The organism is Kurthia zopfii (assembly GCF_003143955.1).
GTDB classification, from domain to species: domain Bacteria; phylum Bacillota; class Bacilli; order Bacillales_A; family Planococcaceae; genus Kurthia; species Kurthia zopfii.
Map to the genome: position 1 here is coordinate 1 of NZ_QFVS01000041.1, position 22,693 is coordinate 22,693.

The window sequence follows — 22,693 nt, forward strand, 5'->3', positions numbered from 1 at the left end:
TTATTCTATAGGGAAACTCACTTGTTTTCTATTTTTTTTGAATAAAAATAACGTTAATGAAGTTTCCGCACCGATCTGATGAGAGATCGGTGCTTTTTTCTTCACCAACGTTATTTATTGTAGAACCTTTTTTGCTAGGAAAAAATAAAAGGCTGACATTTTTTGAAAACCATACAAATGTTCACTATAAAAACAAAGGTGTAGGTCGATATAACTAATAGATGTATAATAGGTAATGATGAAAGGAGATTGATCACGATGAACAGTCAAATTTTAGGACTAAAAGAACTACAGTCGAATGATAACTATGAACTACTTACAAACGTGGATTTAATGAATAATCGTTTGAATACAATACCAAATGAATTATTTGAGTGTATTAAGCTCGAACAACTGATTTTAGCCAATAATGAGCTAATTGAACTTACTTCAAAGCTACAAGTATTTGAACAACTGAAATCACTAATCGTAAATGATAATAAACTGAAAGAAATACCAGCCGAAATCGGGTTACTAGAAAATTTAGAAATAGAACTAAACTTACATAATAATCAAATTCACCAGATCCCTGTGACAATTGGTAATTTACGGAAATTAAAGTCATTGAATTTAGCGAATAATGAATTGCATAATTTTCCCGAAGAACTTGGTATGTTGTTTCAATTGGAACAATTAGATTTAAGTGATAATAAAATTAATTCCATACCTGTATCGATTTATATTTTACCGAAATTAAAAAAAGTGAATTTAAGAAATAATGTATTGGAAAAAATTCCGGAAGTCGTTGTTCCAATCTCAAATTTAGAAGTTTTAGATTTATCCGGAAATTTATTGACTGATTTTCCAAGAGGAATTGGCTGTTGTACGAATTTAAAAGAACTCGATTTAAGTCATAATAATATTTCTCAAATACCAGCTGAAATATTACAATTGAATAAAATTGAACGAATTGATATGCGAGGTAATGAACATCTTAAGATTCCTGCGTGGATTGAAGCGCTAGAAGAAAAAGGGTGTAAAGTCTACGTATAAAGAATAAAAGTTTGTGAAGTGGGTATTTAAAAGGTAATACTCTTAATAAAGAAAGGTTTGTTGCGGTATGTTAGTAGATGACCGAGTTGGACAGATTCTTTTACCTGATGAGAAGGTTATTGATGAACTCAGAGGAGAGTTAAGACTACCTACGAGTACAATTGAACAATGTAATGGGCGTTTAGTAGCAACGAATCAACGACTGATTTTTTTATGTGAAGTGAGAGAGAAGCCTCGCCAAGACACATTTCCTTATAAAAGTATTGAGCGAATTGTCATCAGAAATAATTTTAAAAACGAGCCGCGTGTTTTATTTGAAGCAGATGATGAAATTCAAATGCTTCAAAATATTATTGATGAGCAAAACGTCGAACCTTTTATAAAAAACGTACAAAAATATTTATAAGAGGTCTCATGCAGAAATCATGTTGAAATGGTTTCTGTTTTTTGTTTTCAACGCACAATTTTCAAAAAAATTGCATAGCTGTGCTACAATTAAAAGAGCATAATAAAATAGAAGGGTCGTTGACGATCATGAACGAAACACAGAAATCATTAATTTTAGAAGCTGCAACTACCGTTGTTGAAAGTGCGAAAACTTTACAAAATGGGGCTGATATTGGCATAGATGCAATGAAGAATTTTTCTCGATTTAGCGCGAGTAAACATTCTTTTGAGGTGTATTTATTGATGGATGCTTCATTTGCTGCGATTCCTGAAATTGAAAAATTCCAATCAGCAATTTTTGATTTTGAAGGTCATTATGTAAAACTACGTAATTTAATTGATGAAAAAATGGATTCAAAAGCAGCAAAACCTTCATTCGAAGTGCTTGAGAACTCTTTTGAGTCTTTAAAAAAATACTTAGCGTAATGACGATTCAAAATATATTACGACCTGTTGTTGATGAGAAGAGCGAGTTATTAATTTTAGGGTCGATGCCGGGGCGAATTTCCTTGGATCGCCAACAGTATTATGGCAATGAACGCAATCATTTTTGGTCGATACTGACGACGATTTTTGATGAACCAATTCCAGAAAAATATGAAGAACGTTTAGCATTTTTACTGCATCATAAAATAAGTTTATGGGATACAATCGCTTCATGTGAACGCCAAGGCAGTTTGGATTCCGCAATTAAAAAAGAAATCCCAAATGATTTCGCTTGGTTATTCGAGCAATATCCACAAATTCGAAAAGTACTATTCAATGGTGGAAAAGCAGAACAAGTTTTCAAAAAGTATTATAAACAATCAGGTTGGCCACATATTGAATTCATTCGACTGCCTTCAACGAGTCCTGTTCCAGGTAAGAATGTGAAAAGTTATGATGAAAAATTAGTCCTCTGGAAAGAGGCAATCCAAAAATAAAACAGGAATCGCGTAGAAAAATGCGATTCCTGTTTTTTTATAATATACGTTATTTATTAATAATGGTCGGTTTCAAAGATTTGAATGGTAATGACCATTTGAAGATGTACGAAACGATTCGTAATGCTGTAATGACAACGAATAATGTGTAAAGTACCCAATCCGCTTTAATCAATTCCAGTCCAATAATCAATCCTGCAATCCCAGCCCACACCGCATAAATTTCGTGTTTTAGAACGAGTGGACGGCGACCTGCTAGTAAATCACGGATAATACCGCCACCAGACCCAGTTAAAATGGCTGCGACGATCGCTGCTGAAACAGGCAGTCCTAGATTTACTGCGAATAACGCTCCTTGTATTGCGAAAGCGGAAAGACCGATGGCATCAAAATAATTGCCCCAACGATTCCAATGTGCAAGACTTTTTTGCGGAAAAAGGAAAACGAGCGTAATCGAAACTAGTGCAATTTGAAACATTAATGTTTGTTCCCAAAGTGCTGAAACGGGTACACCAATTAATGAGTTACGGATTGCACCACCTCCAAATGCAGTGACAATCCCAAGTAAATACACACCGAATAAATCATACTCTTCTTCCATCGCAACAATCGCACCAGAAATTGCGAATGCTACAGTACCAATAATACTTAAAACTTCCCAAGACATCGGTCAAACCTCCTTTCATAATTGCCATACGTATTGTATCAAAAATGACGTAAATTACAACTAAATTTACTTTTAAATGAATTTCGTGAACCAGGCGATATAATACGCAACCGGGATAAATAATGCTTGAGCGAGCAAAGTACCAAGCAGTCTCGACATGACCATCATGAAACTCGCGGCCTTTAATTGTTCATAACTTCCACTACCTTTTAATACGCGATCTGCCATGACAGAGATTTTTGGATCGATGAGTACGATTAATAAAATCGTTGCGACACCATTGATTAAACCAGATGCCATAATCGCTGTTGAAGCACGTTCTGGAGCAAGTGCAGCGGCGTATAAAGCGGATAAAACACCAATTGTATAAATCGCTGTAATGACAATATTGATGAAAAATAAGCGATACGGTACTTCATTCCAATGAACGCCCTTTAAATCAGAGAAACGAGGGAAATGGATATGTTTTAACCCTCGTTTTAAGTAACCGCCCGTAAGTCCTTTTTTGAAAAGTGCCGGTACTGAACCATTTACCTCGGTAAGATGTACGATGGCTCTTGAAAATAAGGCGATAAATGTCGGGAATAATAAAATGCCGAGTAAAGTGCCTAAAGTAGAAGCGCCGATAATGATGCGGAACTGACTTTCTAACTGCTCGATCGAACCAGTTTCGGATGCACGGTCGAGTAAATTACCTGTGAATGGCTGTTGCATCATATTTGCCATGCGTGACACCATAACTAAAATATTGAAAAGTGATAACGCGGAAGCAAGTAAACCGATTCTTGCGCCAGACAATCGAACAGAATAGGCAAGTGTTTCAATCGAGTGAATAATTAATATGAAAAGCGCTATATAAATGACTTGAGTCGTAATTAATTCCGTCAAATGACCTTCCTCCTTATGTGATTAAACCATCAAAGTGTACTATTAATGTATCAAGATGTTCGTCAAAAAGCATCAGTTTTATTTTTGCTTCAAAAGGGAATTTAATTAAAAAGAATATGGGGGGATTATTATGAGAAAAGTAATACCCGTGGTTACGAGTTTATCAATTGTTTTCAGTTTTGCGACTGGAGTTCAAGCAGTACAGCCTTCATCTATTAACGCCAATGTGAAAAAGCAATTAACAACCGATGTACCTGTTCTATTACCGAATTATTTGAAGCCAGTTAAGGAAAAATATTGGACTGCAAAAACGATTTCTTCAAAAAATAAATACTATGTTAAATATTATGCGGTTCATAAAAATGTACCGATTAATTCAGTCGATTTGAATAAATTAAAACCGCAAATGACGATGAAGGGAACGACATATAAAACTGAAGCTGCTGCGAAAAAAGCATTAGCCTATATGGATTTTACGAAGCAAGGTAGAAAAGTAAGTTTAGGCAATCGTCAAAAAGGATATCAAGATGCCGGAGCAGGATCATTGTGGACATCTTGGAATCATCGAGGTTGGGCCTATACAATCCACACGACGACAAAAGATAGTGGAAGAGCGCTAGAGCAAGCGAAAAAACTTGTTTCGTTTGTTCATCGCGAACCATTCGAAATTAAGAAGGATTATGGTGTGATATATGTGGATGATCATGAAGATTATTCTTATTTTAAAATGAGAAAAGGTTTAACAGTTTATGAAGGACAAAAATTAACGATGGGTAGTGAGATTGCAAAGACAATTCAATCATTGAAGTAAATTTATGGGGCGTACATTAAAATTGTGCGCTTTTTCAATTTAAGTTGCGAACGTATGTTCTTTTTGGTATGATTTGTTAAAGGGGTGTTAGTATGGATTTAATCAAATATTCTCAACAATATGAGGCTGCATTACAGCAATATATTTTAACTGAAGATCAGTTGCTATATACCGCTTCGCCAATTGAAGCAGTGAAGCATTTAGATGATGATCGAAATGCTATTTTAGCTTTTGAAGATGATTTATTTGTGTCGTTTTTTGTCTTACAGGAAGGGGCTGGTGTAGCTGAATTTCTAGGTGGTCCAGACAGTGTATTATTGCGGTCATTTTCAACGGATTTCCGTTATCAAGGAAGAGGCTATGCACGCAAAATATTAGAGAAGTTACCGGCATTTGTTAAGGAACATTATCCAACAAAGAATGAGATTACATTAGCGGTCGACAGCGGCAATGATCGCGCGCATCAATTGTATGAAAAAAGCGGCTATATGGATCACGGAAAGCGTATGCCTGGTCGCAATGGAGAATTAATCATATTAGGGTATCATTTAGTATAATTCGAGCGTTTTTGGTATGCTTATAATATCAACATGTTAGGAGTAACTAAATGAAAAAGAAATATTATTTTATCCTTTTGTTCGTCATTTTAATCACCTCGGCTCTTTTCATTCTTCTTGGTAAGGGTGGTACGGATCCGCAAGTAGTTGTAGATGCATACGAAAAGGAATGGGGGATTACGATTCCTGCTCCAGATTCAGAAACACCGATTTATGCGACGGAATCAACAGAGTCCGGCAATGGTCAGTGGGCAACTTTATACGCGTTTAAGGAAGCACCATCTCTGAAAGATTCAGGTATGGAGAAATTAACTGCGAAAACTTTAGAACAGTATGAAGAGAAGATTCGGAATTTTGAAAAACAGACGATTGCTGAGCGTAAGGATGCGAAAGCATCATTCGAAGAACATCACCCGAAACTAACTGAAGGTGATTACGGTTTTTATAAAGAGAAGAATAATGGCGATGATTATTTCATAGCTGTCTATCATAATAAAGAACTGTACACATATACATGGCATCAATAATGGAGGGAATCGCCTGCTCTACATGAGTGGCGGTTTCTTTTTTTATGTCTAAATTCTTACATATACGTGACTTTGTGAATAACAGGTGGAAACTTTGTGAAGGAAAAAGGAACTCCGTCAATAAAGGGTTACAGAAGGAGGAAAAAAAGGAATAGTTATTTTATAGTTAGGTTATCGAAGAAAGAAGGTGTTCGGATGAAATGGCTTCAAAGTTGGGCGATGAAAGAAAAAGGCGTATTAGTTGGTAATATTATTTTTTCATTGTTCATTAGTTTTGCAATCATAATTCAATCAGCGATGATCGTAAAAGTCGTCGACGCTGTATTCATAAATAAAAATAGTTTCCAATCGCTTTTGCCATTGTTTGGCATATTAATAGGAGCGATTGTTTTACGCGTGTTATTTAATTCATGGAATAACTATTTAGGTGTCAAAATGTCGATGCGTGTGAAAAAGAAAGTACGTCAGGCATTGCTTAGAAAATGGGAGAAAAATCCCCTACAATCATCGATGAAAGGACAGGCGGGTAGTAAAGTAACGATGCTCGTCGAGATGATTGATCAATTAGAAAGTTTTTACCGAGATTATATGCCACAAGTGATTAAGTCGATCATCGTGCCAATTGTATTATTAGTAGCTGTGACGATGACACATTTTTATAGTGGTTTGATTTTATTATTCACTGCGCCACTGATTCCAGTTGCTTATATTATTGTTGGGATGCAGACGCAGAAGAAATCTGAGAAGCAATTGATGGAGTTATCGAATTTCTCAGGGAAATTTTTAGATTTAGTACAAGGGCTACAAACGTTGAAATTGTTCGGGCAAGGGAAGAAACAACGAGATGAATTAGAGAAAAGTAATCGAACTTTCCAAAAATCAACGATGGGTATTTTAAAAGTAGCATTCGCTTCAACTTTTTTCATTGAGCTCGTTGTGACATTGGGCATTGGTTTAATTGCCATTGAAATCGCGTACCAAATGATTACTTTTGAAACGATGCATTTTGCGGAAGCGTTTTTCATTCTTGCGATTGCGCCAGAATTTTATAATTCAATAAAAGATTTAGGCAGTGCATTCCATACAGGGCGAGGGTCGATGGCTGCTGCGGAAGTGATTGAAAAGGAATTGAATACGCAGGATCAACCCGTTCAATGGGGAGAAGGAACTTTAAGAGAATTACCGAAATTAGAAATTAAAAATGGTCAGTTCTCCTATGATGAACATTTTACGATGAAGGACTTAAATTTTGTGATCGAACCGAAATCGAGAGTGGCAATCATCGGTCCAACTGGGCAAGGTAAATCGACATTATTAAATATTTTGTCGGGTGTTTATGAGCTTGAACAAGGTGAGATTTTCATCAATGACAAGTTGAGAAGTCATTATTCACAAGATCAATGGTTTAGTGGTATGTCCTATATATCACAAAATCCTTATTTATTCACAGGAACTGTAGCCGAAAATATTGCCATGGCACAAGGTGAATTTGATGAAAACCGAATGGCTGAATCTATTAAATTAGCACAACTTGATCAATGGGTAGAATCACTTCCAAATGGTGTTCACACGAAAATTGGTGAAGGAGGGCGAGCGCTATCTGGCGGGGAGAAACAGCGAGTGGCGATTGCGAGAGCATTTTATAAACAGCCGAAAATTGTGTTTTTCGATGAACCAACAATGGGTTTGGATTTACAAACGGAACAACTATTGCAAAATGCCATGGATGCGTTTGCGAAAACGACGACAATGGTTACAGTTGCACATCGACTGCATACGATTGTAAATGCGGATCAAATAATCGTTGTAAATAAAGGCTGTATTGAGATGATAGGTACTCATACACAACTACAAAAGGAAAGCACGCTTTATCGAGAAATGATCGGAGGGGAACAATATGAAGGAACTCATTGATACGGTATTAAAAGAACGTAAAGCAGTTCTTCTATCCATTGTTCTCGGAGCGGTTGGTGGCATTACTGCGGTCGGATTATTTGCGATGAGTGGCTTTATTATTTCTGAAGCTGCCTTAAAACCACCATTATATTTCATTTTACTTTTGGCGGCATGTTTGAAATTATTCGGCTTCGTTAAATCGGTCAGTCGTTATTTTGAGCGAATCATCTCACATGAAGCGACATTGACGATATTAAATAATTTACGCATGAACTTCTACGATCATTTAGAAAGACTTGCGCCACGTATTTTTACGAAATACCGTAGTGGCGATTTACTTGCGAGAATTGTTGGAGATGTGGAGACATTACAAAACTTCTTCTTAAGAGTATTTTATCCGCCTATTGTGACGGCAATTGTCTTTTTAACGACGATTCTTTTTACAATGTTCTATTCAGGTTGGATTGCGTTCGTCATATTAATAAGTCTTGTATTAACAACAGTCATCATTCCACCACTTTTGATGAACAGTCACGCGAAAGTTGGAATGGCGAAACTGAAAAAACGTGGCGAATTATCGACGGAAGCTACTGAGTTTTTATATGGCTATCGTGACCTCGCTTTAAGTCATAAATTACATGAGCAAGCAGAAGAATTAATGGCGATTTCAGATGATTATGCGGAGGAACAGGCGAGAGAAGGACGTATGATTATTCGAGATCAGGCAATCAATGCATTCATAGCGATGTTGACGGTAGCGGGCGTGTTAATTCTCGGTTCGTATTTCGTGACGACAGGTCAGTTGAATGGACTATTTTTAGCGATGCTCGTGTTGATGACATTGACAGTATTCGATTTTGCGATTCCTATGGCGCTTGTACCGACTTTTAAAAAGGAATCAGAACAAGCGATGGCAAGATTGGATGAAGTCGTTACAGAGCCTCTAGGGAAGGAATCGGATGTAGGTACATTGATTAAAAAACAACCATTTTCATTGGCGATGCAAGAAGTGTCATTTAACTATGCGGATACTGCGACTTTGAAAGATATTAATTTCGTCGTACCACAGGGAACGAGAGCCGCAATTGTCGGGCCAAGTGGTTCAGGGAAGTCAACGATTATGCAGTTGCTACTGGATATGTATTCAGTTGAAAAAGGGATCATTCGAATTGCAGGGCAACCTTTAGAAGAGATTAAGTCTGAAGATTTATGGTCGAAAGTGACGGTGCTACTCCAACAGAATCATTTCTTCTACGGTACTGTACGAGAAAACTTAATCATCGCAAAACGAGATGCGACGGATGATGAGTTACGTGAAGTACTTGATGAGATGGAACTTGATTTTGACTTGGATCAACATGTGGATGAAAAAGGGGAGAATTTTTCAGGTGGTGAGAAGCAAAGACTCGCACTTGCTAGAATGTGGTTGAAAGATACTTCGGTCTGGTTATTAGATGAGCCATTCTCCGCATTGGACCCATCAACAGCGAGAAAATTGCATGAAAAGTTAATGAAGAAAACAGTTGGTAAAACGGTTCTTCTCGTGAGTCATCGTTTAGTTGGGCTTGAAGATCTGGATCAAATACTCGTAATGGAAGATGGTAAACTTGTACAAGCAGGTCAACCAGAAGAGTTGATGGAACAACAAGGGCTTTATATGACTTTAAAAGAAATTGAACGAAATACAATTGCATTATTTTAAATAGTAAAATCCCGTATGATTCAATGATCATACGGGATTTTTATGTGTAATGGATTAATGTGTTACGCAATCTTTCGTTAATGGTTCTAAATCTACTTCAAATCCTAAATCTTCAAGCATTTGAATATCTGAAGATTCTTCCTGACCTTCCGTTGTTAAATAATCTCCGATGAAAATCGAATTGGCAGCGTAAAGGCTGAAAGGTTGCAGACTTCGTAAATTCACTTCGCGACCACCAGAAACGCGGATTTCCTTCGTTGGATTAATCATGCGGAATAGGCAAAGGACACGTAAAGCATAAAGCGGTGTAACTTCCTTTGTACCTTCAAGTGGTGTCCCATCAACAGCATTTAAAAAGTTTACAGGGATCGAATCAGCATCGAGTACACGTAAGCTTTTCGCCATTTGTACGACATCTTGGAATGTTTCTCGCATACCGATGATGACACCAGAACATGGTGAAATGCCAGCTGTCTTCACTTTTTCAACTGTTCCAACACGATCTGTATAAGTGTGAGATGTCGTAATCGATTCATGATGATTTTCAGAAGTATTCAAGTTATGGTTGTAGCGGTCAACACCAGCTTCTTTTAATCGTTCTGCTTGATCTGGCTTTAAAATTCCAAGACATGCACAAATCGTCATATTCGGATTTTCAGCTTTGATTTCTTTTACAGAATTAATGACGATTTCAAGCTCGCGATTAACTGGGCCGCGACCACTTGCGACGATGCAGTAAGTTCCTGCTTGGACTGTACTTGCTCGTCTAGCACCTTCGACGATTTCCTCTTGTTTCATCATGGCATATTTTTCAATCGGCGCTTTCGAGATGATTGACTGAGCGCAGTAACCACAGTTTTCAGCACATAGGCCTGATTTTGTATTAATAATCATATTTAATTTCACTTTATTACCGAAGTAATGATGGCGAATGCGATAGCTCGCTTGTAAAAGTACGAGTAAATCTTCTTTTGGCGAAGTTAGAATTTCAATCGCTTCTTCATCCGTTAATAAGTAATTGCTGTCGATAATTTTCGTGGCAAGTTCATCATATTTTGTCATCATTAGCGCACCCCTTTAATTACATTTCGCATACGATATGCAAAGAATCCTGATAATACAGATAAGATAATATCTTTCGGTAAAGGCGGTAGCATCCACAACCACGCCATACCATATGTAAATCCTTCTGGTGCTGCAAACCATAGTTTATAAGCGAAGTACATCCAGTTCGTGCCGACAAGGTAACTGAATGTGATACCGACCATTGCTGCTGCAACGTACATCGTTTTTGAATTATTCTTTTCAATCATTTTCCCTGCGATATAAGCTGCGAAAATAAAGGCAATAATAAAGCCGAAAGTAGGGCTTAAAATTTGGCTAAATCCGCCGCTGAAACGAGCGAATACAGGAGCGCCTGCTAATCCGATTAACATATAGACCGTTACGGCGATTGCACCACGTTTACTTCCTAGCATTAATCCAGCTAAGATGGCGAAGAAACTTTGTAGTGTAATGGGTACACCACCAACTACCATAAATGGTGCGAATGAAGTGATGTTAGCGCCAATCATCATTAATGTTGCGAACATCGCACAATAAACGAGATCGACGACTTTAAATTTTGATGCTGTCATAGCCTGACTAGTTGTCATTTTGAAAATCCCCCTCAAAAAATTGTATGAAATAAAGAAATACACCCTTTTCAATATCCAATTAAATACTTTTTTGTGTTTTGTGTCAACCTATTTTTATTTTAAGTTAACTCAAAAGGGGTAGAAAAAGAGGCAGACATTTCGTCTACCTCTCATTGAAATTACTATTTACGTAAGCGTAATCCGCCATCATGCATTTCATAAACTTTGTCGCAGAAATCTAGCACAGATTCATCATGCGTTACCATTACGGCTGCTTTATTTTTATCATGAACTTCTTGTGCAATTAAGCCAACAATTTCACGACTTCTTGAAGCATCAAGTGCTGCTGTTGGTTCATCGGCAAGGATTAATTCAGGGTTGTTCATGAATGCGCGAGCGATTGCTACACGTTGTTTTTCCCCACCTGATAAATGTTGTACAGCTTTTTTCGCTTTGCTTGTAAGACCTACAGATTCAAGTAAATCATCTGCACGTTTTTTCGCATCATCATTCCATTCGCCAGCAAGTTCAGTCACTAATTTTAATTGGTCACGCACATTTAAAAATGGAACTAAGTTTGCTGCTTGGAAAATGTAACCGATCGATTTTAAACGAACAAGTGATTTTTCTTTATCTGAATAGCCGCTAATGTCTCGACCGTTGATTAATACTTGACCAGAATCTGAACTTTGTAGTGCGCCAGCGATTGATAAAACGGTACTTTTACCAGAACCAGATGGGCCAATTACAGCGACGAATTCACCTTTTTCAACTGTTAGATTCAGGTTTTTTAAGATTTCAATTTGGCGATCGCCGTCTTTGAATTGTTTATTCACGTCTACTAATTTTAAAGGTGTAATCATTATTCAGCTCTCCCCATTGCTTGTAATGGATCCGCTTTGACAATACTTGTTGTAGAGAATAGTGCGCCAAGTAAAGATACTACTAGTAATGCGCCACCGAATTGAAGAATAAGTTTGAAGTCAAAGACAAATGGAATTCCATTAGGCATAATTTGTTGTAATACGAATGCGAAACCGATTGCTAGACCGATACTTACTACAGATAAAATGAATACTTGTAGCATTGTAGAACCGATTAAGAATTTGTTTTTAGCACCAATTGCTTTTAAGATCCCGAATTGGTTCACTTTTTGAATTGTCATGATGTAGAAGAATGCACCAAGTACGAATACTGCGATGACGATTAGGAATGCTAACATCATCATTAATGAACTTTGCTCTGCTTCATAACCTGGGATTGTTTTGATTAAAGCGTCTTTTTCAACGAATTTACCATCTTTAATCGCATCTTTCACATCTGCTTTTGTGCTTGCGTGAGTATCGCTAAGTGCGATTGCATTGAATCCAGCGTTTTCTTTACCGCCGAAAATGCTGTACCAAGAATTGTTATTCATAATAACTGTTGGTGTATGGCTATATGTTTGGTTTTCAGTGAAACCAACGATTTTTAATGTTGTTTTTGTATTTTCATCATAAAGTTCGTCGCCTAATTTAGCGCCTTCTTTTTGAAGTGTAATATCTGCTACAACTTCATTTTTAGATGATTTAGAAATTGTTTTACCTTCAGTTACTGATGGCATTAAGAATTGCTCTGGGTTTACTGTCATCATCGTAACGTCTAATTTTTTGTCCGATTTTTTGTTTTTAAGTGTGAACATTTGAATACCTAAAGGTTGTGCGTTTGCATTTGAAATTTTCTCTGCGTCTGTCGCGGCAAATCTTGAGCGATCCATGCGGTTTTCAGAGTCTTTTGAAACATAATATGATACGGCGTTCATGTTTTTCATTGAAGAAGCGTTGTCGTTTGCTAGACCGTTTGCTAATCCACTAATAATGAATACTAGTGAAGCAACGAAAAATAGAATGAAGCCGATGAGAATGTAACGTAATTTGAAAAATTTAATTTCTTTTAATGATAGTGATAACATCTCCATCATCCTCCCTCGATTTGTTTATACCCTTACTATACGGGGGGAATATGAATAGAATATGAATAATTTTTGTAAAAAAATGGATATAGTGATTTTTTCACTATATCCATTGGTTTTTTAAATTTTATAAGTCTTAGGTAAAGAGATCGTAAATGTCGTACCTTCATCCAAACTGCTGTCGACGGATATGGAACCGTTGTGTAAATGAACCATCGAATGAACGATTGATAAGCCAAGTCCAGTTCCAGCCACCGTATGCGTTCTTGAAGTATCCGCACGATAAAAGCGATTGAATATTTTCTCCTGCTGTTCAGGGCTAATGCCAATACCCGTATCATGGAATTGAATATTTACACGATCGCTTTGTTCACGTAATTCAATATCAATTTGCCCACCTTCACGATTGTATTTAATCGCATTTGTAATAAGGTTGTCGAAAATTGTGTTGAAGAAAGTAGCATCGCCTTCCACAATTGATACTTCAGGAAGCGAGTAACTAATCATCAATCCTTTTTCGCCAATTTGCCATTGATGTTGGCGAATGAGTTCTCGAATTTGCGCAGCGATATCTACAGGCACTGCGTGAACGAGATTTTTATTTTGATCGAGTGTAGTTAATAGTAGTAATTGCTTCGTCAATTGTGACAGGCGATCAATTTCACCATTAATAATTGTCGCATACTGTGATTTTTGATCCGCTGATAAATCTTCTTTTTCAAGGAGATTTGTGTAGCCCTTAATATTTGATAAAGGGGATTGAATATCATGCGAAACATTGGAAATGAATTCTTTACGCGTTTCTTCTGTTTTTTCTAATTGGTCAGCCATATGCGTGAAACTTTTCGCGAGCTGCCCGATTTCATCACGATGGGATACGTCCAATTGTACTTCGAAGTTACCATGCGCAAGTTTTTGCGTAGCGGTCGTTAATGTTCGAATCGGATTCACTAAATATTTCGTACTAATGAATACGAAAATAATACTTAATAGGAAGCCAAGTACGAAAAGGATGCCGAAAAGAATATGCATTTCGCCGAATAATAGGCTAATGTCGGGGCGAATGAACAGGGCATAGTTTTTGCCGTTATGTTGGAGCGGCACACCAATCGAGTTTTGCAATTCATTGGCAAAAAATCCAGTGACGAAAGTCGATTGTGGGAAATTACGAATCCCATGATAAATATGGCCATCTAAAACGGCTTGAATTTCTTTTTTCGTAATATTATTTTGGCGGAAATCAGCTCCGTATTTATCTACTTGGAATTTTTCATCAACTAAATAAAATTGATAGCCGACCGCAGCCGTATTCTCAAGATATTCATTTAATTTAACCTCTGGATGTCGATTGGCGAATTCTGCGATATCCAAGGCGATATTCGTGTTTTTCGTATCATTTATAGGCTTTAATTTCGATTGGTAGTAAACATTCGATAGAACGAATGCGATCAAACCACTACCGATCATGATTGCGACTGTGTAGACGACGAATTTCGTATAAAGAGATTTCATTCAATCTCCTCCATCATATAGCCAATCCCTCGAATCGTTTTAATATGAACTTGTGGTGCAAGTGATTTGAAGTGTTCACGTAGACGTTTAATATGTACGTCGATTGTTCGTTCATCTCCTTCAAAATCCATGCCCCATACTTGTTCAATTAATTGATCTCGGCTAAGAATTTGTTTTTTATGTTGGATTAAATAGACGAGTAAATCGAATTCCTTCGGTGGTAAAAATAATGAGCGTTGATCGACTGTCACTTCGAAAGTTTTCGTATTGACGATAATATTTCCGATACGAAGAACAGGCTCATCATCTATTTCATAGCGACGTAGCAATGCTTTAATACGGAATAATAACTCTTTCGGTTCAAAAGGCTTCACTAAATAATCATCCGTCCCCGCTTCGTATCCCGCTTCTTTATCCGCGATTTGATCTTTTGCAGTTAGTAGTAATATAGGAAGATCATATTTCTTTCGGATTTCTTTCGTCAGTTGGAATCCATCCATAAAGGGCATCATGACATCGATTACAGCTAAGTCACATGAGGATTTTTTTAATTTTTCTAGCGCATCCATTCCGTCAGAAGCGGTAACAGTTGCGTAACCTTGTGAATTTAAGTGTGTTTGAACTAAGTCGACAATGCGCGAATCATCATCTACTACTAATATCGTTGGCATAATAAAAACTCCTTTTTTTCTCTAGTTACTCAAATATAATACGCTTTTGTTTCTTATGACAACTGTTCCCCTTTACAGATGCGTTTACTCTGATAAACTATTACGAGAATCGAAACAAAGGGGTTGGGGGAATGAACGCTTCGATTGAAGCAAGAGCAACGCGGAATTTAATTACTTTTTTTACGAGTAAAATGCTGTCATCTCTTGGATTTACAGTGTTTAGCTTTGGTATTAGTTTATATATTTTATCGATGACGGGTTCGGCGTTATCATTTGCGACGAATATGGTATTCAATGTATTACCGAGAGCAATGGCCGCGCCGTTTGCTGGATATGTAGCGGATCGTTTTTCGAAAAAGCGAATCGTCGTACTAAGTATGGCGGGGATTACTTTGTCGGTAGTCGTTCTCATTATTTACACATATGCATTTGGCATGTCTGTCGCGGCAATTTATACGATTACAGCGATTTTCTCAACGATTGGAGCATTTAACGGTGTCGCATTTTCAAGTGCGATTCCGAGTTTAGTCGGCAAGGATCGCATTCAAAAAGCATTATCATTTAACCAAATTTCGTATTCAATTGGAGGGATTGGTGGGCCAGTCATCGGTGGTATGCTATACGGATTCGTGTCGATGGAAGTGTTTTTAATCGCAATGGCAAGCGCCTATTTTGTCGCATTAATTTTGGAAGCTTCAATGGATTTCACCTTATTTGAAGAAAAGAAATCTACGAAAAAAGAAAAAATGCTCGAAAGTATGAAGCAAGGCATGTCCTATTTAAAAGGAAAGCCGATTATTAAATCCTTGTTGTGGATGAATGTGTGGATTAACTTTTTCTCATCTGCTATTAGTGTTGGATTAGTTTTCGTCCTTGTTCAAACATTGTCGATGCCTTCGCAAAATGTAGGATTCATACAAGCGGCAGGCGCGATCGGTATGCTAATTGCTTCCGTCTACTTATCCGTGAGAAGTAATATGGAAAATCCGGTCCCGTTTATCCGACGTGCTTCTACAATGGTTTGTTTATTTTTAGCTTCATTATCACTGCCATTATTTTTTGAAATGTCGATGCAAAATGCGGTCATTATCTATATTTGTATTATGTTCTGTTTATCGGCGATGAATATATGTACAAATACGCCAATCGGGGTATTTATACAAAGGTCAGTAGAAGATCGTTATAGAGGACGTGTTTTCGGCTTAATCGAAACGGTATCAGTAGGAACAGGTCCAATTGGTGCGTTAATTTTCGGAGCATTATTTGATTTCATCGATGCACGAATCATCTTCATTTCTGTCGCAATCATTCTCGCGACATTATTGTGGTATTACTTAGGGAAAGTGACAAAATATCAAGCTTTAGAAGAAGCGAAATAAAAATATTTACAAATGAACAAAGCGGGAGTATTATTACAACACAAATTAAAAAAAGTTTCGTATTTCTAAATCGCTGAAGTAAAAAACACGGGGGACCCAATCTTTTGGGGTGAATCCTTTTGCATGAAAGGTAGGGCTACTCTTTGCCCGAATCCGACAGCTAACCTCGTAAGCGTTACAGAGAAGAAGTGTGAACTTGTCAGACAAAAAACCAATTGTCTACAGGTCTATTTCTTGATGCCTGTGGACAATTTTTTTATTCTCATTTGGTTGAAATAAGAGCTTCATGAAAGCAGGTGTAGCTTTATGATGGGTTTCATAAAACGTTCTTTAATTGGCAGACCACTAAAATCATCAGAGCTGATGGATCAAAAATTAAGTAAAACAAAAGCATTAGCGATTTTATCTTCAGATGCATTGTCATCAGTAGCTTATGGCCCAGAACAAATATTAATTGTATTAATGGCTGTCGGAGCAGCTGCGTTATGGTATTCCGTACCGATTGCGGTTGGTGTCATCGTCTTGCTTGTCGCTTTAATTTTTTCGTATAGACAAGTTATTTACGCGTATCCTCATGGCGGAGGAGCATATATTGTATCAAAAGAAAATATCGGCCAAAATGCAGGGTTAATTGCAGGTGGATCGCTATTAGTCGATTATATTTTGACAGTAGCAGTAAGCGTTTCAGCTGGAACGGATGCGATTACGTCAGCATTTCCTTCTTTGCATCATTACGGTGTATTAATGGCTGTCATTTTCGTTATTTTACTAACAATCCTTAATTTACGAGGCGTAACGGAATCTGCGACAATTTTAGCGTATCCAGTGTATTTATTCGTACTCTCGTTATTTATTTTAATGGGCGTTGGTATTTATCGAATTGCAAATGGCGAAGTACCAATGGCCGCACATACAGCTGTTGGAACGCCTGTAGCGGGTGTCACTTTATTCTTATTATTAAAAGCTTTTGCTTCAGGTAGTTCGGCTTTAACAGGGGTTGAGGCGATTTCAAATGCCATCCCTAATTTTCGTAAACCTGCCCCAATCAATGCAACGCGAACTTTACTCGCGATGGGTGGATTACTCGCGATCTTATTTGCGGGCATCGTGTTTTTAGCTTATTACTACGGCATTGTGCCAAATGCGCATCAAACGGTCGTGTCTCAAATTGCTGAGGAGAGTTTTGGTAGAGGGATTATGTATTTCATTATTCAAGGAATGACGGCGTTAATTTTAGTTCTTGCTGCGAATACAGGATTTTCAGCATTTCCTTTATTAGCTGTGAATTTATCAAAAGATAAATATATTCCTCGGATGTTCCAAATAAGAGGAGATCGACTTGGTTATTCCAACGGCATCATCTTACTGGGACTCGCAGCGATTGTCTTAATCATTTTATTCGGTGGGAAAACGGAAAGTCTCATTCCACTTTATGCGACAGGAGTATTCATTCCATTCACTTTGGCACAGTCAGGAATGATGAAAAAATGGTGGAAAGAGCGTCCAAAAGGTTGGCAAGGGAAGTTCGCGATTAATATGATTGGAGCGATTATTTCCTTTACAGTAGCGGCGATTTTCTTCATGACGAAATTCACGCATGTTTGGCCAATTCTCATCTTTATTCCAGTCATCGTCATCATCTTCCATCGTATAAAACTGCATTATGACAGCATAGGACCACAGTTGAAATTAGATGCTGAAAATCCGATGCCAGCGATTGATGGAAATGTCATGATTATACCGGTTTCAGGTATTACGAAAATGGTGGAGAATTCCATTAATTATGTTCAAAAATTGCATCCAGAAGTATTGATTGCAGTTTATATCGCATTTGATAAAGACGAGATGAAAGCATTCGAAGAAAAATGGAATAAATGGCAACCAGATATTCGTTTAGTGACATTGTATTCACCGTATCGAAGTATTATTCAACCATTAACAAAATTCATTGATAAAGTGGAAAAAAGAGCGCGAGAAAACAATTATCAAGTATCTATAACGATTCCACAATTCATTCCTAAAAAAGGATGGCATAATATTTTACACAACCAATCGAGTATGTTGATTAAGGCATACCTACTTTATAGAAGAAATGTTGTGTTAGTTACAATTCCATTTAAACTACTGAAATAATGTTTGAAAAACCCATTAAAAGGGAAAGAGTTATATTTATAGAGAAAAATATATAAATCCATTGAAAGGGATTGGTGAGAATGTCTGCAAAATTATTATTTTATATCGGAATGTTTTTATTAGTTGTTGGGATGTTGTATCCTTTAGGTGTAACAGAATTTACGTTGATTAAATATGCTTTATACGCGGGCATCATTAGCTTCGCTTTAGGTATTGTCTTTTTACCGGGAAGAAATGAATCATAGCGTATGACTGCATAGAGGGGCGGATCTCATGTATGTTCGAATTGAGACACATAGCGGTTTTAGAATAAAAGGATTTCGGTCAAAATTAGTTACGAGAGAAGATATTATTCGCACAAGAAATCAGCTATCGAACGCACTTGAACAGCAGCATAAATACCCTCGAACGACATATGGTGTCATTTTATCAGATGACAAAGATGTTCAAAATACAGGGATTTATTATGCAGGGATTGTTGGAGATTCTTCAATAAAATTAGAGACGAATGAAGAAGTGATGGTATCTTCAGGTAAGTATGTCATCGCTGTCTGTGAAAATGAAGAATATGATTCGATTGAATTTCTTCAGCTCATTCAAAAATCGGAGTATTTCCATTTTAGAAATGCACCAATTGTAGAAATTTATACGCGGGATTTAGAGTCTGGAAAAATTTCCGTTGAACTTTGGGTTCCGATTGAATAATAAAGAGAAGATCGTAGTTTCTATGAGGAAGCTATGATCTTCTTTTTATGCTATAATAGTTTGAAAATTTAAATAATACATACATGGGGTAATAATATGAATTTAAAAGCAGCAATCCAATTGACGATTTCCATGGCGATTTTCGGTTCAGTTGGCTTCTTTACAATCAATACAGGTATTCCTGCGGAGGAACTCGTTTTTGTGCGTTGTATTTGTGCAACACTCTTTCTAGGCGGGCTGTGGGTACTAACAAAAAGTTATAAAACAGAGCAATGGTCTAGAAAAGAAGTCATTCAAACTTTGATTTGTGGTGTCTTCCTCGTGTTTAACTGGGTGTTTTTATTTAAAGCATTCGATGTTATGGAAATTTCTGTGGCGATTTCAATTTATAATTTAGCACCGATTTTCGTCCTCATTATGGGGAGTGTCTTTTTAAAAGAGAAGATGTCATTTAGTGCAATCATAGCGATTGTATTTTGCTTTTTAGGAAGTGTCCTCATCGTTGGATTGAATCAACTTGGTTCGGTAAGTGATTTAATGAATTCAGGATTCGTCTGGGCGATGTTATCAGCGATTTGCTACGCATTGACGATGTTTGTAGGTAAGGGCATTACGCATTTATCGACGTACGCATTAACATTTGTGCAAACAGCGGTCGGCATTGTGATCTTATTGCCGTTGGTAGACTTTGCGGTATTCAATGGCTTAACAACATCTAATTGGCTGTATATTTTAGGTACTGGATTTATCCACACTGGTTTCGTTTACTATTTATTTTTCAATAGTATTCGTAAATTATCGACGATTGTTGTGTCGGCTTTAGTATTCGTCGATCCGCTCGTGGCAATTATTTTAGATATGTTCATTTTGGATTTCATACCTTCAATCGTACAGACGGTTGGGATCATCTTCATCTTTGGTGGAATTATTTATACATTAGTGAAGCCACCTAAGAAAAGCAATTTAAAAACCGATGGGAGTTCTACATATTAAGTAGAGCTTTCATCGGTTTTTTTAGTCTTCTTTTAAAAAGTCATTTTACAAAAAGGAGAAAAAGATTTGAAATTACAAAAAAGATTTTATTGGAGACAAAACGATTTATCCATAAATAAAATCATGAGATAACTAAAAACAGAAACTAGATAACTAATATATATATGTAATTTACATAAATATAGCTTTACTATATATTTTTATTACTTTCTAAGTTCATAAACTTTCTCAGGAAATAAATCATACATCTTATTCATTTTACCTGAATTTGGATAATCATCAGAAGTATAAGGTAATTCAATTAAATTAATATCTTTTTCAGAAACACATGCAATATATAATTCATAACCTTCCATATCACTTGGCCAAAAAACTGCTCTACCAAACCCTTTTTCTAAAGCAAGATCAATTAAATTTCTTAATCTTTCCAACCCCTCTTTGTTAGCAATTATATGTCCATCGTCTGCCCAATCTTTTTGTGCATATAAATGACACATAGGATATTTTTCATTTTCCATTTTTACAACTCCTAACTTCTAATAAATCACATAACACAAATATATTACGCCTGCTAAATTATACCTTAGAACAACATTTTATTATCCAATTTCAATTTCTTTCGCTCTAGAATTATATTCTTCAAACTCTTCTACAGTTAATTGTCGAAGCATATTCTCATATTTTGATGTTTGCCAAACAGAGGTAAGTAAATTCGTTAAATGTTGCATATTCAATAGGGATTTCATCGTTATTTCTTTCAATGATGAAAATAAGAAAAACCCTGAATAGGTCCACTTTTTAAAGTATCAACTATTCGGGGTTCAGTTCAACATGTAACGTAGATTTTTTTATAATTCCTTCGTCATTAAGACGTGTTCAATTCCTGCATCCATGAATACTTCTGATTGAACGGTATAGCCTAATTTTTCGTAGAAACCAATTGCATGAACTTGTGCATCAAGTTTTGCTTTTTTAGCACCGCGAGCAGCAGCTAATTGTTCTAGTTTCGTAATGATTACTTTGCCGTAACCATTTTTACGAGCTTCGATTAAAATAGCGACGCGTTGAATTTTGCCATAGCCATCAACTAGACGAACGCGACCAGTACCTACAGCGCCATGATCATCTGTTAGAAGAACGTGTTCGCAATCACCATCTAAAACGTCAAAGCCATCGATTTCTTCTTCCACAGGTACTTTCTGTTCTTCAACGAATACCTTTTTACGAATCGAAAAGGCCTTTTCTAAATCTTCAGCCGTTGTAATTTTTTTAATATCCAAAACGAACACCTCTTTTTCATGTTTTACTCATTATAATCGCTAAGAAAACAATTTCAAACCAATTGCTGAAGCTAAAATTAATGTGATGAAAACGATGCGTTTCCAATCGGTCGATTCTTTGAAGAATAGCATGCCGACTAACGCACCTCCAGCAGCACCAATTCCAGTCCAAATTGCGTAAGCAGTACCCATTGCGATTGTATTCATCGCATATGAAAGCAAGCTTAAACTAATACTGAATGAAATGATTAAAGCGACGATGGTTTTCCAGTTTTTATCGATTTGCCAGCGGTTCATCATGGCAACACCGAATACTTCACAAAATCCTGCGATAATTAATGCGATCCATGCCATTATTGATGACCTCCTTTTTGATCAGGTGTGACAATTTTTAAGCCGATTACCCCGACGAGTAATACGCCAATCAATGCGATTTTGACGAATTCAACAGGTGCGCCAAAAATGAGAATATCGGCAATGACAGTACCTGCTGTCCCAAGTCCGACGAAGACTGCGTAAAGTGTACCTACTGGTAAGTGATTCCCAGCATCTAATAAAAGTTTGAAAGTATAAACAAGTGCTGCGATTGTAATCGCGTATTGCCACCAGTTATCTGCATGTTTTAAACCAATCACCCAGACGACTTCTAAAAGGGATGCGAAAACGACGATTGCCCAATGTTTCATAATAATTTCCTCCTTTATTCAAATAAAAAGCCTGAGAGAAGCTGTTTTATCAACAGTCTACTCCCAGGCTTTTATCCTTCCGTGTCATACGCTAAGTGGTTGCGTACGGAATTTCTCTCGGACCAGCTAAATCAATTTGATTTACGGAACCCTAGAAATTCTTTGTGTGCATTTAACATCTGTTCGGTAGAATTCCCCCATCTTCTATAAGTGGGGGATGAATACCGTTCAGTTTGAGGGTTACCGTTGGTAACTCGAAAACTGATATAAAGGTCTTATCGCCTTTTTCTTTTAGC

The 22,693-nt window shown here is 36.9% G+C and carries 27 protein-coding genes and 2 riboswitches; of the genes, 14 read left to right on the forward strand and 13 right to left on the reverse strand.

What is annotated here, in order from left to right:
- Positions 1-258 precede the first annotated feature (258 nt).
- The 4 genes from DF281_RS12470 to DF281_RS12485 all read left to right on the forward strand — a co-directional run bounded on the left by DF281_RS12470 (position 259) and on the right by DF281_RS12485 (position 2,402).
- Positions 259-1,032 (forward strand): leucine-rich repeat domain-containing protein, encoded by a 774-nt coding sequence (locus DF281_RS12470; RefSeq protein WP_109350594.1) that lies wholly within the window; start codon positions 259-261, stop codon positions 1,030-1,032.
- A gap of 67 nt (positions 1,033-1,099) precedes the next feature.
- Positions 1,100-1,438 (forward strand): PH domain-containing protein, encoded by a 339-nt coding sequence (locus DF281_RS12475; RefSeq protein WP_109350595.1) that lies wholly within the window; start codon positions 1,100-1,102, stop codon positions 1,436-1,438.
- 128 nt (positions 1,439-1,566) lie between these two features.
- A complete protein-coding gene (locus DF281_RS12480; RefSeq protein WP_126342609.1) occupies positions 1,567-1,905 on the forward strand; it encodes a hypothetical protein in 339 nt (112 codons plus the stop codon).
- Positions 1,905-2,402 carry a DNA-deoxyinosine glycosylase gene (locus DF281_RS12485; RefSeq protein WP_109350597.1) on the forward strand — a complete coding sequence of 166 codons (498 nt, stop codon included), beginning with the start codon at positions 1,905-1,907 and terminating at the stop codon, positions 2,400-2,402. The genes DF281_RS12480 and DF281_RS12485 overlap by 1 nt, the downstream gene beginning before the upstream one ends.
- A 49-nt stretch (positions 2,403-2,451) precedes the next feature.
- Here DF281_RS12485 and DF281_RS12490 read toward each other — a convergent pair whose 3' ends face one another.
- Together DF281_RS12490 and DF281_RS12495 are read right to left on the reverse strand one after the other, a co-directional pair.
- Entirely contained in the window at positions 2,452-3,069 is a 618-nt protein-coding gene (locus tag DF281_RS12490) for a trimeric intracellular cation channel family protein (protein WP_109350598.1), read from the reverse strand.
- Between the two features lie 72 nt (positions 3,070-3,141).
- Entirely contained in the window at positions 3,142-3,957 is an 816-nt protein-coding gene (locus DF281_RS12495; RefSeq protein WP_109350599.1) for a lipid II flippase Amj family protein, read from the reverse strand.
- A 130-nt stretch (positions 3,958-4,087) separates the two neighbouring features.
- On the opposite strand from DF281_RS12495, the gene DF281_RS12500 reads away from it, so the two are divergent.
- The 5 genes from DF281_RS12500 to cydC all read left to right on the forward strand — a co-directional run bounded on the left by DF281_RS12500 (position 4,088) and on the right by cydC (position 9,450).
- Positions 4,088-4,768 carry a hypothetical protein gene (locus DF281_RS12500; protein WP_109350600.1) on the forward strand — a complete coding sequence of 227 codons (681 nt, stop codon included), beginning with the start codon at positions 4,088-4,090 and terminating at the stop codon, positions 4,766-4,768.
- 92 nt (positions 4,769-4,860) lie between these two features.
- A complete protein-coding gene (locus tag DF281_RS12505; protein WP_109350601.1) occupies positions 4,861-5,325 on the forward strand; it encodes a GNAT family N-acetyltransferase in 465 nt (154 codons plus the stop codon).
- A gap of 50 nt (positions 5,326-5,375) precedes the next feature.
- Complete coding sequence (locus tag DF281_RS12510; protein ID WP_109350602.1) at positions 5,376-5,852, forward strand: hypothetical protein; 477 nt, start codon at positions 5,376-5,378, stop codon at positions 5,850-5,852.
- Between the two features lie 195 nt (positions 5,853-6,047).
- Positions 6,048-7,766, forward strand: coding sequence for a thiol reductant ABC exporter subunit CydD (cydD, locus tag DF281_RS12515; protein WP_109350603.1), 1,719 nt, complete (start codon positions 6,048-6,050; stop codon positions 7,764-7,766).
- Complete coding sequence (gene cydC / locus DF281_RS12520) at positions 7,750-9,450, forward strand: thiol reductant ABC exporter subunit CydC (RefSeq protein ID WP_109350604.1); 1,701 nt, start codon at positions 7,750-7,752, stop codon at positions 9,448-9,450. The genes cydD and cydC overlap by 17 nt, the downstream gene beginning before the upstream one ends.
- Positions 9,451-9,504: 54 nt before the next feature.
- On the opposite strand, the gene bioB is transcribed toward cydC, so the two are convergent.
- The 6 genes from bioB to DF281_RS12550 all read right to left on the reverse strand — a co-directional run bounded on the left by bioB (position 9,505) and on the right by DF281_RS12550 (position 15,221).
- Positions 9,505-10,512, reverse strand: a complete 1,008-nt coding sequence (gene bioB, locus DF281_RS12525) for a biotin synthase BioB (protein ID WP_109350617.1) — start codon at positions 10,510-10,512, stop codon at positions 9,505-9,507.
- Between the two features lie 2 nt (positions 10,513-10,514).
- Positions 10,515-11,105 carry a biotin transporter BioY gene (locus tag DF281_RS12530; protein WP_370447846.1) on the reverse strand — a complete coding sequence of 197 codons (591 nt, stop codon included), beginning with the start codon at positions 11,103-11,105 and terminating at the stop codon, positions 10,515-10,517.
- A gap of 164 nt (positions 11,106-11,269) precedes the next feature.
- Complete coding sequence (locus DF281_RS12535) at positions 11,270-11,950, reverse strand: ABC transporter ATP-binding protein (protein WP_109350605.1); 681 nt, start codon at positions 11,948-11,950, stop codon at positions 11,270-11,272.
- A complete protein-coding gene (locus tag DF281_RS12540; protein ID WP_166636142.1) occupies positions 11,950-13,038 on the reverse strand; it encodes an ABC transporter permease in 1,089 nt (362 codons plus the stop codon). Before DF281_RS12540 ends, DF281_RS12535 begins: the two co-directional genes overlap by 1 nt.
- 120 nt (positions 13,039-13,158) lie before the next feature.
- On the reverse strand, positions 13,159-14,550 hold the full coding sequence (locus DF281_RS12545; RefSeq protein ID WP_109350607.1) for a sensor histidine kinase: 1,392 nt from the start codon (positions 14,548-14,550) through the stop codon (positions 13,159-13,161).
- The gene (locus DF281_RS12550; protein WP_109350608.1) at positions 14,547-15,221 is read right to left on the reverse strand and encodes a response regulator transcription factor; all 675 of its coding nucleotides are present in this window, start codon (positions 15,219-15,221) and stop codon (positions 14,547-14,549) included. Before DF281_RS12550 ends, DF281_RS12545 begins: the two co-directional genes overlap by 4 nt.
- A gap of 131 nt (positions 15,222-15,352) precedes the next feature.
- Between DF281_RS12550 and DF281_RS12555 the strand changes: the two genes are divergently transcribed.
- The 5 genes from DF281_RS12555 to DF281_RS12570 all read left to right on the forward strand — a co-directional run bounded on the left by DF281_RS12555 (position 15,353) and on the right by DF281_RS12570 (position 20,431).
- On the forward strand, positions 15,353-16,600 hold the full coding sequence (locus DF281_RS12555) for an MFS transporter (protein WP_109350609.1): 1,248 nt from the start codon (positions 15,353-15,355) through the stop codon (positions 16,598-16,600).
- A 61-nt stretch (positions 16,601-16,661) separates the two neighbouring features.
- Positions 16,662-16,790: riboswitch (cyclic di-AMP (ydaO/yuaA leader) on the forward strand.
- A gap of 116 nt (positions 16,791-16,906) precedes the next feature.
- Positions 16,907-18,733, forward strand: coding sequence for an APC family permease (locus DF281_RS12560; protein ID WP_109350610.1), 1,827 nt, complete (start codon positions 16,907-16,909; stop codon positions 18,731-18,733).
- A gap of 80 nt (positions 18,734-18,813) precedes the next feature.
- Positions 18,814-18,978 (forward strand): hypothetical protein, encoded by a 165-nt coding sequence (locus DF281_RS14780; protein WP_166636143.1) that lies wholly within the window; start codon positions 18,814-18,816, stop codon positions 18,976-18,978.
- A gap of 28 nt (positions 18,979-19,006) precedes the next feature.
- Positions 19,007-19,438, forward strand: a complete 432-nt coding sequence (locus tag DF281_RS12565) for an effector binding domain-containing protein (protein ID WP_109350611.1) — start codon at positions 19,007-19,009, stop codon at positions 19,436-19,438.
- Between the two features lie 96 nt (positions 19,439-19,534).
- A complete protein-coding gene (locus DF281_RS12570; protein ID WP_109350612.1) occupies positions 19,535-20,431 on the forward strand; it encodes a DMT family transporter in 897 nt (298 codons plus the stop codon).
- A 203-nt stretch (positions 20,432-20,634) separates the two neighbouring features.
- Here the strand turns inward: DF281_RS12570 and DF281_RS12575 are convergent, their stop codons facing one another.
- The 5 genes from DF281_RS12575 to DF281_RS12595 all read right to left on the reverse strand — a co-directional run bounded on the left by DF281_RS12575 (position 20,635) and on the right by DF281_RS12595 (position 22,397).
- Positions 20,635-20,949, reverse strand: coding sequence for a hypothetical protein (locus DF281_RS12575; RefSeq protein WP_109350613.1), 315 nt, complete (start codon positions 20,947-20,949; stop codon positions 20,635-20,637).
- An 81-nt stretch (positions 20,950-21,030) separates the two neighbouring features.
- Positions 21,031-21,165, reverse strand: a complete 135-nt coding sequence (locus tag DF281_RS14975; RefSeq protein ID WP_261767099.1) for a hypothetical protein — start codon at positions 21,163-21,165, stop codon at positions 21,031-21,033.
- 114 nt (positions 21,166-21,279) lie between these two features.
- Positions 21,280-21,720 (reverse strand): GNAT family N-acetyltransferase, encoded by a 441-nt coding sequence (locus tag DF281_RS12585; RefSeq protein ID WP_373863441.1) that lies wholly within the window; start codon positions 21,718-21,720, stop codon positions 21,280-21,282.
- Between the two features lie 30 nt (positions 21,721-21,750).
- Complete coding sequence (locus tag DF281_RS12590) at positions 21,751-22,065, reverse strand: DMT family transporter (RefSeq protein WP_109350615.1); 315 nt, start codon at positions 22,063-22,065, stop codon at positions 21,751-21,753.
- Positions 22,065-22,397, reverse strand: a complete 333-nt coding sequence (locus tag DF281_RS12595) for a DMT family transporter (RefSeq protein WP_126342627.1) — start codon at positions 22,395-22,397, stop codon at positions 22,065-22,067. Before DF281_RS12595 ends, DF281_RS12590 begins: the two co-directional genes overlap by 1 nt.
- Before the next feature lie 58 nt (positions 22,398-22,455).
- A riboswitch (guanidine-I (ykkC/yxkD leader) is annotated at positions 22,456-22,563 on the reverse strand.
- Between the last annotated feature and the right edge of the window lie 130 nt (positions 22,564-22,693).

Bases quoted from the DNA above. Each gene is read 5' to 3' on its own strand.
- DF281_RS12470 (WP_109350594.1), top strand. From the start codon at position 259: ATGAACAGTCAAATTTTAGGACTAAAAGAACTACAGTCGAATGATAAC.
- DF281_RS12475 (WP_109350595.1), top strand. From the start codon at position 1,100: ATGTTAGTAGATGACCGAGTTGGACAGATTCTTTTACCTGATGAGAAG.
- DF281_RS12480 (WP_126342609.1), top strand. From the start codon at position 1,567: ATGAACGAAACACAGAAATCATTAATTTTAGAAGCTGCAACTACCGTT.
- DF281_RS12485 (WP_109350597.1), top strand. From the start codon at position 1,905: ATGACGATTCAAAATATATTACGACCTGTTGTTGATGAGAAGAGCGAG.
- DF281_RS12490 (WP_109350598.1), bottom strand. From the start codon at position 3,069: ATGTCTTGGGAAGTTTTAAGTATTATTGGTACTGTAGCATTCGCAATT.
- DF281_RS12500 (WP_109350600.1), top strand. From the start codon at position 4,088: ATGAGAAAAGTAATACCCGTGGTTACGAGTTTATCAATTGTTTTCAGT.
- DF281_RS12505 (WP_109350601.1), top strand. From the start codon at position 4,861: ATGGATTTAATCAAATATTCTCAACAATATGAGGCTGCATTACAGCAA.
- DF281_RS12510 (WP_109350602.1), top strand. From the start codon at position 5,376: ATGAAAAAGAAATATTATTTTATCCTTTTGTTCGTCATTTTAATCACC.
- cydD (WP_109350603.1), top strand. From the start codon at position 6,048: ATGAAATGGCTTCAAAGTTGGGCGATGAAAGAAAAAGGCGTATTAGTT.
- cydC (WP_109350604.1), top strand. From the start codon at position 7,750: ATGAAGGAACTCATTGATACGGTATTAAAAGAACGTAAAGCAGTTCTT.
- bioB (WP_109350617.1), bottom strand. From the start codon at position 10,512: ATGACAAAATATGATGAACTTGCCACGAAAATTATCGACAGCAATTAC.
- DF281_RS12530 (WP_370447846.1), bottom strand. From the start codon at position 11,105: ATGACAACTAGTCAGGCTATGACAGCATCAAAATTTAAAGTCGTCGAT.
- DF281_RS12535 (WP_109350605.1), bottom strand. From the start codon at position 11,950: ATGATTACACCTTTAAAATTAGTAGACGTGAATAAACAATTCAAAGAC.
- DF281_RS12540 (WP_166636142.1), bottom strand. From the start codon at position 13,038: ATGTTATCACTATCATTAAAAGAAATTAAATTTTTCAAATTACGTTAC.
- DF281_RS12545 (WP_109350607.1), bottom strand. From the start codon at position 14,550: ATGAAATCTCTTTATACGAAATTCGTCGTCTACACAGTCGCAATCATG.
- DF281_RS12550 (WP_109350608.1), bottom strand. From the start codon at position 15,221: ATGCCAACGATATTAGTAGTAGATGATGATTCGCGCATTGTCGACTTA.
- DF281_RS12555 (WP_109350609.1), top strand. From the start codon at position 15,353: ATGAACGCTTCGATTGAAGCAAGAGCAACGCGGAATTTAATTACTTTT.
- DF281_RS12560 (WP_109350610.1), top strand. From the start codon at position 16,907: ATGATGGGTTTCATAAAACGTTCTTTAATTGGCAGACCACTAAAATCA.
- DF281_RS14780 (WP_166636143.1), top strand. From the start codon at position 18,814: ATGTCTGCAAAATTATTATTTTATATCGGAATGTTTTTATTAGTTGTT.
- DF281_RS12565 (WP_109350611.1), top strand. From the start codon at position 19,007: ATGTATGTTCGAATTGAGACACATAGCGGTTTTAGAATAAAAGGATTT.
- DF281_RS12570 (WP_109350612.1), top strand. From the start codon at position 19,535: ATGAATTTAAAAGCAGCAATCCAATTGACGATTTCCATGGCGATTTTC.
- DF281_RS12575 (WP_109350613.1), bottom strand. From the start codon at position 20,949: ATGGAAAATGAAAAATATCCTATGTGTCATTTATATGCACAAAAAGAT.
- DF281_RS12590 (WP_109350615.1), bottom strand. From the start codon at position 22,065: ATGGCATGGATCGCATTAATTATCGCAGGATTTTGTGAAGTATTCGGT.
- DF281_RS12595 (WP_126342627.1), bottom strand. From the start codon at position 22,397: ATGAAACATTGGGCAATCGTCGTTTTCGCATCCCTTTTAGAAGTCGTC.